Raw genomic sequence first — 15,140 nt, 5'->3', positions numbered from 1 at the left:
TTCAACTCCCGGAGTTTTGATTATGGATGGCTTTCACGATCTCGGCGGTTTCCAAGGTTTTGGAAAAGTACCCCACACCATCAATAGCTTGAGCTACAAGCAAGTCTTCAAGCAGGACTGGGAACACCTGGCCTACAGCCTGATGTTTGTCGGCGCCGACCACTTGAAGAAATTCAGCGTCGACGAGGTGCGTCACGCCGTCGAACGCCTGGATGTTCGTCAGCACGTCGGCACGCAATATTACGAGCGCTACGTCATTGCGACCGCCACCCTGTTGGTGGAAACGGGCGTGATTACCCAGGCCGAACTCGATCAGGCCCTGGGCTCTCACTTCAAGCTGGCGAACCCCGCCCATAGCGCAGGTCGCCAGGCGATCACAGGGCGGCCGCCCTTTGAAGTGGGCGACCGGGTGCTGGTGCGCGACGAGTATGTGGCCGGGCACGTCCGCATGCCCGCCTATGTGCGCGGCAAGGAAGGCGTGGTGCTGCACCGGACAACAGAAAAATGGCCGTTCCCGGACGCCATTGGCCATGGCGATGCGAGCGCGGCCCATCAACCGACCTACCACGTCGAGTTCCGTGTGAAAGACCTGTGGGGGGATGCCGCCGATGAGGGGTTCGTGGTGGTCGATCTGTTCGAAAGCTACCTGGACAAAGCCGCCAGCTCGCCAGCGGTGAACGCATGATTGACGGCGCCCAGGCGGGCCGCCTGCCGGTGACCGTGCTTTCCGGCTTCCTCGGCGCCGGCAAGACCACCGTACTGAACCACATCCTGCGCAATCGCGAAGGCCTGCGAGTGGCCGTCATCGTCAACGACATGAGCGAAGTCAATATCGATGCCGAAGAGGTGCAGCGCGAGGTCGCGCTGCACCATGGTCGCGATGAGTTGATCGAGATGAGCAATGGTTGTATCTGCTGCACGCTGCGCGCCGATCTGCTGGAGCAGATCAGCGCCCTGGCGCGCCAGCAGCGTTTCGATTACCTGCTCATCGAGTCCACGGGGATCTCCGAGCCAATGCCGGTGGCGGAGACGTTCGCGTTCCTTGACGCTGATGGCTTCAGCCTCAGCGAACTGGCGCGCCTGGATACGTTGGTGACGGTGGTCGATGGCAGTCGTTTCCAGGCGCTGCTCGAATCACCGCACACCGTTGACCGCGACGACGCATCGCCGGACGCCCCCGAACGCCCTCTGGCGGATCTTCTGATCGAACAGGTGGAGTACGCCAACGTCATTCTCGTCAACAAGCTGGACCTGCTCGATGAGCCAGGCTACCAGGCCGTACACGCGATCCTTACGAGCCTCAACCCGAGCGCGCGGATCCTGCCGATGACCCACGGTCACGTCGGGTTATCCAGCATCCTCGGGACCCAGCTGTTTGATTTGCCCAGTCTGGCGGCGTCGCCGGGCTGGATGCAGAAGATGGCAGCGACGGACGCGCCGCCCTCCGAGTCGGACACCTATGGGGTGACGTCCTGGGTCTACCGTGAACGCGCGCCTTTCCACCCCCGGCGATTGCTCGATTTTCTCCAGCGCCCCTGGCACAACGGGCGGCTGTTGCGCAGCAAGGGTTATTTCTGGCTTGCCAGCCGCCACTTGGACATCGGCCTGCTGGTGCAAAGCGGCAAGCAGTTCCAGTGGGATTATGTCGGGCGCTGGTGGAATTTTGTCGAGCAGCCGCAGTGGCCGCGAGATGAATACCGGCTGCAGAGCATCCTGGCCAAATGGGACAGTGTGGTCGGCGACTGCCGGCAGGAATTGGTCTTTATCGGCCAAGGGCTCGACACCGACGTGTTACAGCGCGAGCTCGACCACTGCCTGCTGAGCCCGCAGGAAATCGCCGCCGGCCCACTGGCCTGGCAGACATTCCCAGGGGCAGCAGCCTTTGACACCGGGGCCCTATCGGCATGCCCCGCGCAACCCTTGGCGGTTGCACCCATTTGATCCGAGGTAGAGGTACCCCATGCTTTTTTTCAGTCGAACCAACCGCTGGGTATTGGCGCCGCTGGCCGACAGACTGGACCAGCCTGACCAGCCGAGTACGCCGCTGTCGTCGAACAACCCACTGCTACGCCGCATCCTCGCGGGCGTCGAGACCTTGCTGCAAGAGCGGCGAGCACTGCAGGAACAGGTTCGCGCGCTGACATTGGAAACCAGCCGTCTAGCCGAACAACTGGCCGGCCGAGACACGCTTTTGCAGGAATGGGAGGCGCGTTGGACGTTGATCACCCAAGGCGCCGGTGACCTGTTCTGGGAACTGGAAACCCAGGGGCTCGCGGCACCTGCGCTGGAGTGTGCAGTGCGGTGGACCGGGGTCGCGTCGATCCAACCCCAAGGTATCGATCAGTTGGGTCGCTGGAACGAACAACTGCACCCCGCCGACCGCCAACGGCAGCTAGACGCGCTGGCCAGGCACCTGGCTGATCGCAGCGGACGAACCGCGTTTACCCTGGACGTGCGCATGGCCCTTGCCCCAGGTGACGACTATCGCTGGTGCAGGATCAATGGTGCGGCGCGCCGCGATGCGCAAGGCGTGCCGGTCGCCATCGGCGGCAGCCTGCGCGATATCCACCAACAGCATTTGCGCGACGAGGCACTCGAACTGGCGGCCACACGCTTCGAGATTTCCCGTGAAATGCTCCATGACGGGCTGTGGGATATCGAGGTGGTGGCGGGTGATCCGGCGAACCCGAAAAATACAATCTGGTGGTCGTCGCAAATGCGTCGACTGCTGGGACACACCACCGTCGAAGAGTTTCCCAACACCTTGGAAAGCTGGACGTCACGCCTGCACCCCGATGACAGCGACCGGGCAATTGCAGCGTTTGTCGCCCACGTCGACGACCGCAGTGGACAAACACCGTTCGATGTCGACTACCGGCTTAAGCACAGCAGCGGCAATTACCGCTGGTTTCGCGGCCGTGGGCAAACGCGACGCGCAGAGGATGGTTCCCCGCAAAGAGTGGTGGGCGCCATCACCGATATCCATGCCAACCATGAAGAAAGCGCGATGCGCGCGGCTCAGGAACACCAGCACCAGGTGATGCAGGAGACCTTGCGCAAACTGACGCACATTGTCGCCACCATTCAGGGCATTGCCAGCCAGACCAACCTGTTGGCGCTGAACGCCGCCATTGAGGCCGCCCGCGCTGGCGAGGCCGGACGCGGATTCGCGGTGGTCGCCGATGAAGTTCGAAAGCTGGCCACTCGCACCAGCCAGGCCACCCAGCAAGCGGCCGACATGATGGACAGCTAGCCCGCTGAACCGCGCAGCGCCGATCAATCGGCAAAGCGCGCCACAGTACCAACTCAATAAAAATAACCAGGTGTCGTTATGCGTGATTATCAATCTGTCGCCACGTCCTTCAATTATCTGCACACCGCCGAGCAGGCGTTGCAAGGCGACCTCGCGGCCTTGAACGCCTGCATCGAGTGCTGTGACCGACACGCCCACGCCGAAGCCGTGGCGTTGTATTGCGAAGCCCAGGATGGCAGCGCTACGCACTACACCTTCAAGCAATTGCAGGCAGACGCTGCACGCTTCGGCAATTTTTTGCGTGAGCAGGGTGTGCAGCCGGGAGATCGTGTTGCCGGCCTGATGCCGCGCACGGTTGAGCTGTTGATTGCGATCTTAGGCACCTGGCGGGTGGGCGCGGTCTATCAACCGCTCTTCACCGCCTTCGGTCCCAAGGCGATCGAGCAGCGATTGGACTGCTCCAACGCCCGCTGGATCATCACCGACAGCCAAAACCGCCCCAAGCTGGACGACGTTGCCAACTGCCCCAGCATCGTCGTCACCGGCGATCACCCAAAGCACCCGGGCGATTACCCGTTCTGGACCACGCTGGATCGCCACAGCGTCGAGTGCGAACCCGTGCTGCTGGACGCCAGCGCGCCGTTCCTGTTGATGTGCACGTCGGGCACAACCGGGCCGGCCAAGCCTCTGGAAGTGCCATTGCGCGCCATTCTGGCCTTCAAGGGTTACATGCGTGACGCGATTGGCCTGCGTGATGACGACCGTTTCTGGAACCTGGCCGATCCCGGCTGGGCCTACGGCCTGTATTACGCAGTGACCGGCCCGCTGGCGTGCGGTCATGCGACGCTGTTCTATAACGGCCCGTTCACGGTAGAGAGCACGTGCCGAATCATCGCCAAGTACGCCATCAGCAATCTGGCCGGTTCACCCACGGCGTATCGCCTGCTCATCGCCGAAGGGGCGGCGTTCGCCAGCGCCGTACGCGGCCACCTGCGCGCCGTCAGCAGTGCCGGCGAGCCGCTCAACCCACAAGTCATCCGTTGGTTTGCCGAGCAACTGGACGTGATCATTCACGATCATTACGGCCAGACTGAGGTCGGCATGGTGCTGTGCAATCACCACCGTTTGCGCCATCCGGTACGTGAGGGCTCGGCGGGTTATGCGGTGCCCGGCTACCGCATCGTCGTGCTGGATGACGCTTATCGGGAATTGCCGGCAGGTCGGCCGGGCGTCCTGGCGGTGGATCGCGAGCGCTCGCCCCTGTGTTGGTTCGAGGGGTATTTGAAGATGCCCACCCAGGCCTTTGTGGGTCGCTATTACCTGAGCGGCGATATTGTCGAGTTGAATGACGACGGCAGTATCAGCTTCGTCGGCCGCAATGATGATGTGATCACCACGTCCGGCTATCGCGTCGGGCCTTTCGACGTCGAAAGCGCCCTGATCGAGCACCCGGCCGTGATCGAAGCGGCCGTGATCGGCAAGCCCGACCCACAACGCACCGAGCTGATCAAAGCCTTTGTGGTGCTGAGCAACCAGTACCCACCGAGCACCGAATTGGCCGAAGCACTGCGCCTGCACGTCCGCCAGCGCCTGGCCGCACATGCTTACCCTCGGGAGGTGGAGTTCGTCGAACAACTGCCCAAGACGCCCAGTGGCAAGTTGCAGCGGTTCATTCTGCGCAACCAGGAAATTGCCCGACAGCAGTCCGCCGGTGCATGAAGCCGTTGGCACTTTTTCCAGCGCCGCCTGTCAACCCTGCATCACTGACGAGTTAGCGGGTCATCATGCACAGTTGGAAGAAGCTATCACTGACCGCGGACCTGGAGCGCAGCCTGCCCGGTCACCAGGTGGATTGCATCCTGATCAACGGCTGGACGGCTACCGTCCTGGTCAGGCAGCCCGAGCATGACGCGATGTTTTGCACGACGGGTATCAACCTGGCCACGCTTGCAGACAGCTCAAGTATTCAAAAACTGGCTGAAGAGCTGGTGTTTGAGATCGACATGTCCAAGGGCGGGAGAGTGGGCTAGCTCTCCCGTTCTGATTCATTCGGCTGTGCTTGCGAGGAATTCGCCTGCTCTGCGAACAAGCCTCCTCCATTCACTCCCATTGATGAGGCCGGTGCTCTCCATATCGTCGGCCTTCCTCAGCAATTTGAAATATTTGTCCTCAATATCCCGATCATTTACAGCCTGGGAGTAGATATCCGCCCAGGCCTTTACTGCAGAACGCCGTGTTGATTGCTGCATTTGAGCACCTGATTAAGTCCGCGGAAGTAGAGCGGTGCCCCTCAAAAATCGTTCCTATGCGCCGCTGACGATCCGACCAGCGGTGGCACTAAGCTACTACTGATTCCTATTCCAGGCTGCCATTGCAGGGTGGCGGTTATTCCTTGCGCGTAAATACAGCGCCAGGGCGCCCCCACCCAGTCCGGCTCAGTGTCCTGAGCGCGGAACTTTCAGACCCGTCTTAATCCAATCCCTGCCTGCCATCGCTACGCTGGGCCCCTACCCATCCGCACGCTGACAGGTCCTCTCCATGATCGACAAACACCTGCGCATCCTTATCGTGGATCCACTGCACGCCCATGTCCTGCAGATCGAAAAAATGCTCAACCGCATGGGTTATTACTGCATTGCGACGGCCGGCAGTGCCACCGAGGCCCTGAGAATGAGCCGCGCCGGACGGACACCGTTCGACGTGTTGCTGGCGGCCGACAACCTGGTGCGAACACCCGGGATGAACGGATCTTCGTTTGAGGTGTACGCCATCGAAAACGTGTTTATCTACAGCCGTCCGGCTGACTGTGCAGACGTGCACCTGCCCCACCAAGGTGAACGTTACTGGCGCTGCGGCTTGCCGGAATACCTGGTGCTGGAATGGTTCATGGCGCGCTCTCAACGCCGCACACCTGGGGCTACTGCCACCCGCCCCCCATCACTTTGTACAAACTCACCCGATTACTTTGCTCTGCCAGGCGCAGGGTGATATCCCCAGCCTGCGGCGCAAGCTGGAGCAGGTGTGCCTGGGGGAAACCCCTCCCACATTTGGTTCTTCGGGGCTTGGAGGATTGGAGTTACATCGGCGTGCTGCTGATAACCCGCAGCGCCAACCCCTCGTACGCATCCAGGGTAATGGTGAACTCACCCTCCGCGGTCAGGTCCCCTTCTACCCGTTCGTTGATGATGTCCACCACCATCCCGGCCGCGATGTCCGGCAGGTGCAGGGTTTCGGTGATCGGTGTGGCGCCGAAGTTCAGCGCGGTGATTTGCGTGCCTTTGCCGGCCGGCAAGTCGTGGACCATGATCAACAGTCCAGGGTTCTGGACGTCTGGCACCAGTATCTGGCGGCTGGCGGCGATGTCGTAGGCACGGCGCACGGCGAGGATTTTTTGCAGTTGCGAGGCAAACGATTCCGGGTCCTGCAACTGGCTGTTGAGGCTGCCGTAGAGGCTTTTAGAGCGCGGCATCTGACCGGCCGACAATTCTGCGTCCGGGTTCAGGTCCACCAGGTCGTAGGCGCCGCGATGAATCCAGCGGGTATCGCCATCCTGCATCAAGTGCGCGACCTCATCGGCCGCCAGCGGCAGCGCGCCTACCAGGTCCCAGCCGGACAAGGCGAACACCCCCGGCTGCATGGCGTTGTACATCACCAGCAGTAAGTGGATCTGGCGAATCTGTTGAATGTCCGCCGCACTGATCGCCTCCAGGTCACGAATGCCCAGCGCCGCCGTGATGATGCTGGCGGTGGTGCAGGACACCCCATTGGTCACGAACTTGAGGTTGTACGGCGCGTGCTCGCCGGCCAGGCGCTCGTACATCTGCTCGCGGATGTGCTCGCGCAGGATATTGCCGGGGAACGTCTGGCCCTGGTAAAGGAAGGTGTCGTGGGCGTGCAGGGTCCAGAAGTGCACCAGTTCCAGGGTCAGCTCATCGTGGTTCTGCAACGCATGGATCAGCGAGCCGGGGTCGATGCCCTGGCGGTGCATTTCGCGCAGCATCAGGCGCAGGAATTCGGCATCGCCCATCAACAGCGCGTGTTGGTACGCCGGGCGGGTGATGAAGTCATAGGACAGGTCGGCGCCGCCGTGGGACATCGACGCAATGTCATCCACCGTGAGGTTCAACTCCTGGAAGCTGAAACCGCCGGCCTTGCGAATCGCCCCGCCCAGCAACTGGTTGCCGGTAATCGACAGCGGATGGCTCTCGGACCAGGCCGTGCCATCGAGGGTGCGTTCCACACCGAGGAAGCCATTGGCGTCCAGGCGCAGGATTTTCGCGCCCATCACATCGATGGCGTGCAAGGCGTCGCCGATGATCATCTGCTGCGCGGCGAAAGTCGGGTCGAGCCAGTTCAGCGACGGCTGGCCTTCCTTGAAATAGTGCAGGTACACCCAGCGGCGCGGCTTGCCATCCACGCCGATGACCACGGGCGTGGTGCTCCAGTCGGTTTCCTTGACGCCGGGCTCGAAGAAAATCACCCGTTGCAACTGGCCGACGATGTAGTGCTTGTCGCGCAGTGCATCGACTTGCAGCGGGCTGAGGTTCTGCGCATCGCGGCCCTCGGCTACGTCGGGCAGCAACGGCCAGTCTTCCTCGCGGATCTCCACCATGTGGTAAAGGCCGGGGTAATCCTCGTAGGCCATCTCGGCCAGGCGAAAGTCCGCGCCCTTGCCGGTGTGGGACGGAATCACATCGTCAATGATCACCGCGTTGTGCGCGGCGGCCATGCGCGTCAACGCCTGCAACTGCGCCTCGGTGCCCAACTGCGGGTCGATCTCGAAGCTGATGCGGTCGAAATTGCCGTCGATGGTCGGCGTGTGCCGTGTGCCGGTGAGGCCACCGGATTTTTTCAGCGGGCCATTATGGATGCCCTGAATGCCGATCTTCGACAGTGCCTGCCACAGCGTCTCGTCCCCCAACGCCTCCAGCACCGTACCGCCCTCGCGGGTCACAATCGACGCCGGGTAGGCGGTAAACCACACCGACGACAAGGCTGAGGCATCACGGGGCCGGGTCTGCGCATACGGCTGTTGCCACAACCGGCCCTGGCCTGAATAGAGCTTGGCGCGCTGGCGTGCCGCGTGCAGCATCGATTGTTCCACCAGCCAGTTCACATGGTTGTTTTCAGCCGCGGTCATAAGCTCGGTACCTGTCGTCGTTAAACATTACTCGTGAACATATGAGGGTTCGGTGGGCCATTCGTTGCATTGCAATGTGGCTTGCCGGCGACGACCTTCGGTATCTCCACCTCTTCAGCGTGCTCAGCAGGTTTCCCGATACTGCCTCGGCGTAAACCCGGTCGACGCCTTGAACTGCCGCGTAAACGCGCTGTGGTCGGTATAGCCGCATTGCAGCGCGACTTCAGTAATCGGCATGTCGCTGTGCAATAAGCGATGGGCGTGTTCCAACCGCACTTTCTGGATCATCTGCCGGGGTGTCAGGTGGAACACGCGTTTGCAGTAGCGCTCCAGTTGCGCCACGGAAATACCGGCGATGCGCGTCAGTTCGCCGAGGGTGACGCGGCGGTTGAAGTGCGTGCGGATGTGCTCGTCCACCGCAGCCAGGCGTTGGTAGGCCGGGTGGGTTTGGCTGGCCGATTGCAGGTCGACCGAGATCCCGGCCAGGCCGATGATGCGGCCTTCGTGGTTGTACAGCGGCCATTTGTGGGTGAGGCACCAGCCGGGCTCGCGGCTGCCGTAGAGGTGCAGTTCGAGTTGGTCTTCCAGCACAAGGCCCTGCTCCAGCACGCGCCGGTCCTGCTCGGTGTAGCCCGGCCCCAATTGTGCGGGAAACACTTCGGCGCTGGTCTTGCCCAGCAACGGTTGCAACTGCTTGAGGCCGCAACGTTGCACCAGCGTGCGGTTGGCGAGGACGTAACGGGCGTCCGTGTCCTTGATGAAGATGGCGGCATTGGGGATCACGTCCAGCATCGGCAGCAACTGCGCCACACCGGCCAATAGCTGCTCGATGCTGTGGGGAGGGCTTGCCCCGAGCCCTTGGCAAAGGCTCGCAAACGCGCTTTGAAGCATGAGTGTCTCTCCCCGGCGTTCACCTTGATGGCAAGCAGATTGCCCCATGCCCGGGGTGCTGTCGAGCATGGCGGACTGTGCTGAATTCGTCATCGATGCCAGCAAAAAACATCAATCGCCGCCGCGCTTGCGCGTTCACGATAGGGCCACTGCATGCCTATCCATACACTCATAGGAAAGCACCCCACAGCTTTCATAGAGGGAGCGCGTTATGAAGCGACTGCACGTGATCGACTCCCATACCGGCGGCGAGCCCACGCGCCTGGTGATGACCGGCTTCCCCGCGCTCAAGGGCGCGAGCATCGCCGACCAGTTGGAAAACCTGCGCACAGAGCACGACCGGTGGCGCCGCGCCTGCCTGCTGGAACCGCGTGGCAATGACGTACTGGTCGGTGCGCTGTACTGCGCGCCCGTCACCCCAGGCGCCACCTGCGGGGTGATCTTCTTCAACAACGCCGGTTACCTGGGGATGTGCGGCCACGGCACCATCGGCCTGGTGGCGTCCTTGCACCACTTGGGGCGCATCCAGCCGGGCGAGCACAGCATCGACACGCCGGTAGGACCGGTCACGGCGACGCTGCACGATGACGGCGCCGTGACCCTGCGCAACGTGCCCGCCTATCGTTATCGCGAGCAGATCGCGGTATCGGTGCCGGGCCACGGCGTGGTCCAGGGCGATATTGCCTGGGGTGGCAACTGGTTTTTCCTGGTTTCCGAGCACGGTATGGCGCTGGAGATGGACAACGTCGACGCCCTCACCGACTACACCTGGGCGATGCTCAAGGCCCTCGACGCCCAGGGCATCCGCGGCCCCGATGGCGCCCTGATCGACCATGTCGAACTGTTCGCCGACGACGCCCACGCCAACAGTCGCAACTTCGTGATGTGCCCCGGCAAAGCCTACGACCGCTCACCCTGCGGCACCGGCACCAGCGCCAAGCTGGCGTGTCTGGCCGCCGATGGAAAGCTCGCCCCCGGTGCGCCCTGGATACAAGCCAGCATCACCGGCAGCCAGTTCGAAGGCCGCTATGAATGGGACGGCCAGCGTGTCATCCCTTTCATCACAGGCCGCGCCTACGTGACCGCCGACAGCACGTTGCTGATCGACGAACAAGACCCGTTTGCCTGGGGCATCTGAGCCCATCCCGTTTGATTGAACGTTGTAAGGAGCCAGGACAATGAGCGACAACATCTTCACCGGTTGCATCCCCGCGTTGATGACCCCGTGCACCGCCGCGCGCAAGCCGGACTTCGACGCGCTGGTCGCCAAGGGCCGCGAACTGATCGATATCGGCATGAGCGCCGTGGTGTACTGCGGTTCCATGGGCGACTGGCCGTTGCTCACCGAAGCCGAGCGCCAGGAGGGCGTAGCGCGCCTGGTGGCGGCCGGCGTGCCGACCATTGTCGGTACCGGTGCGGTGAACAGCCGTGAGGCGGTGGCTCACGCTGCCCACGCGGCCAAGGTTGGCGCCCATGGTTTGATGGTGATTCCGCGTGTGCTGTCCCGTGGCGCTTCGGCCACCGCGCAAAAGGCGCATTTCTCGGCGATCCTCAAGGCCGCGCCCCACCTGCCGGCGGTGATCTACAACAGCCCCTACTACGGCTTCGCCACCCGCGCGGAGTTGTTCTTCGAACTGCGCCGCGAACACCCGAACCTGATCGGCTTCAAGGAATTCGGTGGCGGCGCCGACCTGCGCTACGCCGCCGAGCACATCACCTCCCAGGACGACAGCGTGACCCTGATGGTCGGCGTCGATACCCAGGTGGTGCACGGTTTCGTCAACTGCAACGCCACGGGCGCGATCACCGGCATTGGCAACGCGCTGCCTCGCGAAGTGTTGCACCTGGTAGCCCTGAGCAGGCAAGCGGCCAAGGGCGATGCCAAGGCCCGCCGCCTGGCCCGTGAGCTGGAAGGCGCGCTGGCGGTGCTTTCATCCTTCGATGAAGGCTGCGACCTGGTGCTGTATTACAAGCACCTGATGGTACTCAACGGCGACCACGCCTACGCCCTGCACTTCAACGAGACCGACGTGCTCAGCGATGCCCAGCGGCGTTACGCCGAGCATCAATACGCGCTGTTCCGCCAGTGGTATGCCAACTGGTCGAGAGAGGCGTAGCTGATGCACGACCCTGCCCCTGCAGATATCGCCGTAATCGGAGCCGGCATCATTGGCGTTGCCTGCGCCCTGCAGCTGGCGCGACAGGGACGGCAAGTGCTGGTGATCGACCAACTGGAACCCGGCATGGGCGCCTCCTACGGCAACGCCGGGCACCTGGCGACCGAACAGGTGTTCCCGATTGCCGACCTGTCGATCCTCAAGCGCCTGCCCGCCATGCTCATGGACCCCATGGGCCCGCTGCGCCTGGACTGGAAATACCTGCCGCGCGCCCTGCCCTGGTTCATCCGCCTGCTGCTGAACCTGCGCCCGGCGAGTTACCAGCGCACGGTGACGGGTCTGCGCGCGCTCAATGAAGCGAGCCTTGGCGCCTGGCAACGGTTGCTGGCAAGCATCCAGCGCCCGGAGCTGTTGCGCGAAGATGGCTCGCTGCTGGTGTTCGAACGTTCAGACTCCCGCGCGGCCATCGATGGGTTGCAACAGCGTATGCGGCAGCAAAACGTGCCGGTGGATTTCTGGTCGGCGGATGCCATTCGAGGGATCGCCCCGCAATTGAGCGCCCGGATCCAGGGCGGCCTGTTTTTCCCGCGAACAGGGCACTTCCTCGACCCTTACCGGTTGGTCTGCGAATTGGTGGATGCGGCCAAGGCCAGTGGCGTGCAGTTCCTCCAACGCCAGGTGCTGGATGCACGGGTTGAAGGCGATGGGGTCACCGTGAGTACCGATCAAGGCACCTTTGCCGCCCGCCAGGTCCTGATCGCCTGTGGCGCCCACTCGGCCAAACTCACCGCCGCCCTGACCGGCAAAAAAGTCCCGCTGGACACCGAGCGCGGCTATCACCTGATGCTGCCCCATGAACAGCAACGCCTGCCGTTTGCCGTCACGTCCCTGGAACGCAAGTTCATCATGACCCCGATGGCAGGCGGGCTGCGCCTGGCCGGCACGGTGGAATTCGCCGGCCTCGACCGCCCACCGAACATGGCACGCGCGTGGCAGTTGCATCGGTTGAGCCAGGGGCTGTTTCGCGAGGACCTGAGTGCAGAGGATGCGACGCCGTGGATGGGATTCAGACCATCGCTGCCGGATTCGCTGCCGATTATTGATCGGGTATGTGACGGGAAGGTGCTGCTTGCGTTTGGGCATCAGCATCTGGGGCTGACCCAGGCGGCGGTGACGGCGGAGATGGTGGGGCAATTGGCGTCGGTGGCGCATGCGCTTTCAGGGTTGCCGGCGCTAGGGCCGTATCGCCTGGAGCGGTTTTGAGGAGAGCCGCGCACTCTTATTACTGGTTAAACATTTTATTGATCGAACACATTCTTGTGGCGAGCGGGCTAGCCCCGCGTTGGGCTGCGCAGCAGCCCCAAAACCAGCCTCTGCGGAATATCAGGTAGACCGTATTTGTCCTTCATTGGGGGCGCTTCGCACCCCAACGCGGGGCAAGCCCGCTCGCCACAGGGGGTTCCGTTTGCTGTGCGACAGCGCTAAGTTGGAGATTCAGCGGGACCTCCGGCATTTATTTGGATTTCCTCGCACCTTACTTGACCAACCGCTTCTCCTTGGAGGGGCGATATCCGAAATAGGAGCTGTAGCACTTGCTGAAATGGCTCGGCGAGACAAACCCGCACGCCACCAGCACTTCCACCTGTGACAGTTCGGTGTGCTGCAACAACCGGCGTGCTTCGGTGACGCGCAGTTCCATGTAGTAGCGCTGCGGCGTGGTGCCCAGTTGCTCTTTGAACAGGCGCTCCAACTGGCGGCGCGAGCGGCCGGCGTAGACGGCGAGTTGGTCGAGTTCCAGCGGTTCTTCGAGGTTGGCGTCCATCAGCTTGACCACTTCGCGCAGGGGCGCGCTGACGCTGATATTTTCGGTGGGTTTGATGCGCCGGTAGCGCGACTCTTCGAAGGCCAGGATGTCTTCGATGCCTTCAACCAGGGCTTTGTCGTGCAGACTTTTGATCCAGTCCAGGGCCATGTGGAAGGCGCCGGATGGGCTGGATGCGGTAAGGCGGTCGCGGTCGATCACGTAGGGTTCGCTGGTGACGTCGGTGGCTTTGGACACTTCTGCCAAGGCCGGACGATGTTCGGGGTGGATGGCGCAGCGGTAGCCTTGCAACAGGCCCGCGCGGCCGAGGAACCATGCGCCGTTCCACAACCCGGCCAGGCTCACGCCCTGCTCGGCGGCGCTGCGCAGCAGCTGGATCAAGTGCTCGCTGGCCTTGAGTTCGGTGCGAAAGCCGCCGCAGATCACCAGCAGATCCAGGCCTTGCAGCGCAGGGGCATCGAGACGTGCATCCGGGCGGATCACCAGGCCCAGGTCGCTGATGACTTCGCCGTCATCACACCCGAAGGTTCGCGTGGCGAACAGATCAGGGCGCAGCAGGTTGGCGGTGACCACGGTGTCGAGGGTCTGGGTGAAGGCCGGTAGGGAGAAATGTTCAAGCAGCAGGAAGCCGACGCGGATGACCGACGCCGGCTGGGAGGTTTCGTTGAGGTAGCGCAGGTTCTTGCCTTTCATGCCACCGCTGAACTGGCGTCTTTCCATCGAGGGTTGGCCCACTTTTATTGTTGATGCAATGGGCGCCATCTTAGGGGGAAAAGCCGTGGTTGTCCCAGGCACTGATCTTGAAAAAATCACAGGCCCCAAAAGCCCGTGGCAGAACACTCCCCAGCGCATCTGATACGGTTTTTTCTTTTCTATCTGCGCCTGTATTGAAATGCCGTCTGGGCGGACAATAGCCCACATCCCCACCCCCTTCCCTTTGGAGGCCTTATGACCAAGATGGCGATTTTCCTGTTCGGTTTTTTAGTACTGACCATCGGCATCGGCCTGCTGGCGACCATCTCGCCGGTCTGACGCCTAGCCGGCAAACAGCATCGGGTACAGCGACAGCACCAAAAGCCCGGCCATTGACCAATTGAACAGCCTCAACCAGCGCGGCTCGCGCAGCACATTACGCAAGCCGCTGCCACATCCGACCCACACGCACACGCTGGGCAGGTTGACCACGGCAAAGACCAGCGCAATCACCAGCACGTTGGTGACATAGCCCTCAGCCGGCGTATAGGTGGTGATGGCCCCAAGCGCCATGATCCACGCCTTGGGGTTCACCCACTGAAACGCCGCCGCACCGAGGAAGGTCATGGGTTTGCCGTGCTTATCATTGCTATCGGACATGTCGCCCGCCGTCGCGATCTTCCAGGCCAGGTACAACAAGTACGCCGCGCCCACGTAGCGCAACACCGTGTAGGCCCACGGGAACACCTTGAACACTTCGCCCAGTCCCAGGCCGACCGAAATCACCAACAGCATGAAACCGATACTGATCCCCAGTGCATGGGGCATCGAGCGGCGAAACCCGAAGTTCACTCCCGAGGCGAGCAACATGGTGTTATTCGGACCTGGGGTGATCGAGGACACGAAGGCGAACAGCACAAAGGCTGAGAGCAGGCTGGTAGACATGAACATGGAGCGGCTTCCAAGCGGTGTGATATGCCTGCGACAGTAGTGGGTTATGCCTCCCGGCGCCCCGTACAGCCAGGCACCGATCGAGGCATACACTTCCAGGTTCAAATCGCTCAGGCGCTTTCACAAACCTTTCACACACACAGCCTTATGGTGAACCCAGCTCCTAATGAACATCCCTTTTAGCCCGTGCTCCCCATCACGGGCTTTTCTTTGCCTGGGATTTATCCCGGGCAAAAAAAGAGGTGGGCCATAATTCATGGCCCACCTCTGGTT

The 15,140-nt window shown here is 62.2% G+C and carries 12 protein-coding genes and 2 pseudogenes; 10 read left to right on the top strand and 4 right to left on the bottom strand.

Annotated elements, in window-relative coordinates:
- Nucleotides 1-22: 22 nt before the first annotated feature.
- The 7 genes and pseudogenes from nthB to AD670_RS06745 all read left to right on the top strand — a co-directional run bounded on the left by nthB (nt 23) and on the right by AD670_RS06745 (nt 6,241).
- Nucleotides 23-685, top strand: a complete 663-nt coding sequence (nthB, locus tag AD670_RS06775; protein ID WP_053129609.1) for a nitrile hydratase subunit beta — start codon at nt 23-25, stop codon at nt 683-685.
- Complete coding sequence (locus AD670_RS06770) at nt 682-1,941, top strand: GTP-binding protein (protein ID WP_053129606.1); 1,260 nt, start codon at nt 682-684, stop codon at nt 1,939-1,941. The genes nthB and AD670_RS06770 overlap by 4 nt, the downstream gene beginning before the upstream one ends.
- 19 nt (nt 1,942-1,960) lie before the next feature.
- A pseudogene (locus AD670_RS06765) lies at nt 1,961-2,959 on the top strand (PAS domain-containing protein); the annotation flags it as partial.
- Nucleotides 2,960-3,229 (top strand): annotated as a pseudogene (locus AD670_RS32215) (methyl-accepting chemotaxis protein); the annotation flags it as partial.
- Between the two features lie 102 nt (nt 3,230-3,331).
- Nucleotides 3,332-4,972: an AMP-binding protein gene (locus tag AD670_RS06760; RefSeq protein WP_053129601.1), complete on the top strand. Its 1,641-nt coding sequence runs from the start codon at nt 3,332-3,334 to the stop codon at nt 4,970-4,972.
- 65 nt (nt 4,973-5,037) lie between these two features.
- Complete coding sequence (locus tag AD670_RS06755) at nt 5,038-5,283, top strand: hypothetical protein (RefSeq protein ID WP_053129599.1); 246 nt, start codon at nt 5,038-5,040, stop codon at nt 5,281-5,283.
- Between the two features lie 508 nt (nt 5,284-5,791).
- Nucleotides 5,792-6,241 carry a response regulator gene (locus AD670_RS06745; RefSeq protein ID WP_053129594.1) on the top strand — a complete coding sequence of 150 codons (450 nt, stop codon included), beginning with the start codon at nt 5,792-5,794 and terminating at the stop codon, nt 6,239-6,241.
- Nucleotides 6,242-6,329: 88 nt separating this feature from the next.
- On the opposite strand, the gene treS is transcribed toward AD670_RS06745, so the two are convergent.
- Both treS and AD670_RS06735 read right to left on the bottom strand, forming a co-directional pair.
- Complete coding sequence (treS, locus tag AD670_RS06740) at nt 6,330-8,393, bottom strand: maltose alpha-D-glucosyltransferase (protein WP_053129591.1); 2,064 nt, start codon at nt 8,391-8,393, stop codon at nt 6,330-6,332.
- A 123-nt stretch (nt 8,394-8,516) separates the two neighbouring features.
- A complete protein-coding gene (locus AD670_RS06735; protein WP_053129588.1) occupies nt 8,517-9,284 on the bottom strand; it encodes an AraC family transcriptional regulator in 768 nt (255 codons plus the stop codon).
- A 211-nt stretch (nt 9,285-9,495) separates the two neighbouring features.
- On the opposite strand from AD670_RS06735, the gene AD670_RS06730 reads away from it, so the two are divergent.
- From AD670_RS06730 to AD670_RS06720, 3 genes are read left to right on the top strand one after another with little or no spacing between them, the layout of a single operon-like run.
- Nucleotides 9,496-10,422, top strand: a complete 927-nt coding sequence (locus tag AD670_RS06730; protein WP_053129585.1) for a 4-hydroxyproline epimerase — start codon at nt 9,496-9,498, stop codon at nt 10,420-10,422.
- 40 nt (nt 10,423-10,462) lie between these two features.
- Complete coding sequence (locus AD670_RS06725) at nt 10,463-11,401, top strand: dihydrodipicolinate synthase family protein (RefSeq protein ID WP_053129583.1); 939 nt, start codon at nt 10,463-10,465, stop codon at nt 11,399-11,401.
- A gap of 3 nt (nt 11,402-11,404) precedes the next feature.
- Nucleotides 11,405-12,664, top strand: coding sequence for an FAD-dependent oxidoreductase (locus AD670_RS06720; protein ID WP_053129580.1), 1,260 nt, complete (start codon nt 11,405-11,407; stop codon nt 12,662-12,664).
- Nucleotides 12,665-12,935: 271 nt separating this feature from the next.
- On the opposite strand, the gene AD670_RS06715 is transcribed toward AD670_RS06720, so the two are convergent.
- Together AD670_RS06715 and AD670_RS06710 are read right to left on the bottom strand one after the other, a co-directional pair.
- Nucleotides 12,936-13,943, bottom strand: coding sequence for a GlxA family transcriptional regulator (locus AD670_RS06715; protein WP_082340922.1), 1,008 nt, complete (start codon nt 13,941-13,943; stop codon nt 12,936-12,938).
- 315 nt (nt 13,944-14,258) lie between these two features.
- Nucleotides 14,259-14,867 carry a LysE family translocator gene (locus AD670_RS06710; protein ID WP_053129574.1) on the bottom strand — a complete coding sequence of 203 codons (609 nt, stop codon included), beginning with the start codon at nt 14,865-14,867 and terminating at the stop codon, nt 14,259-14,261.
- Between the last annotated feature and the right edge of the window lie 273 nt (nt 14,868-15,140).

It is taken from the genome of Pseudomonas sp. MIACH (genome assembly GCF_001269925.1).
Classification (GTDB): Bacteria; Pseudomonadota; Gammaproteobacteria; order Pseudomonadales; family Pseudomonadaceae; genus Aquipseudomonas.
Note: the sequence above shows the minus strand (reverse complement) of the source record. Positions and strands in the feature narration are given on the sequence as shown.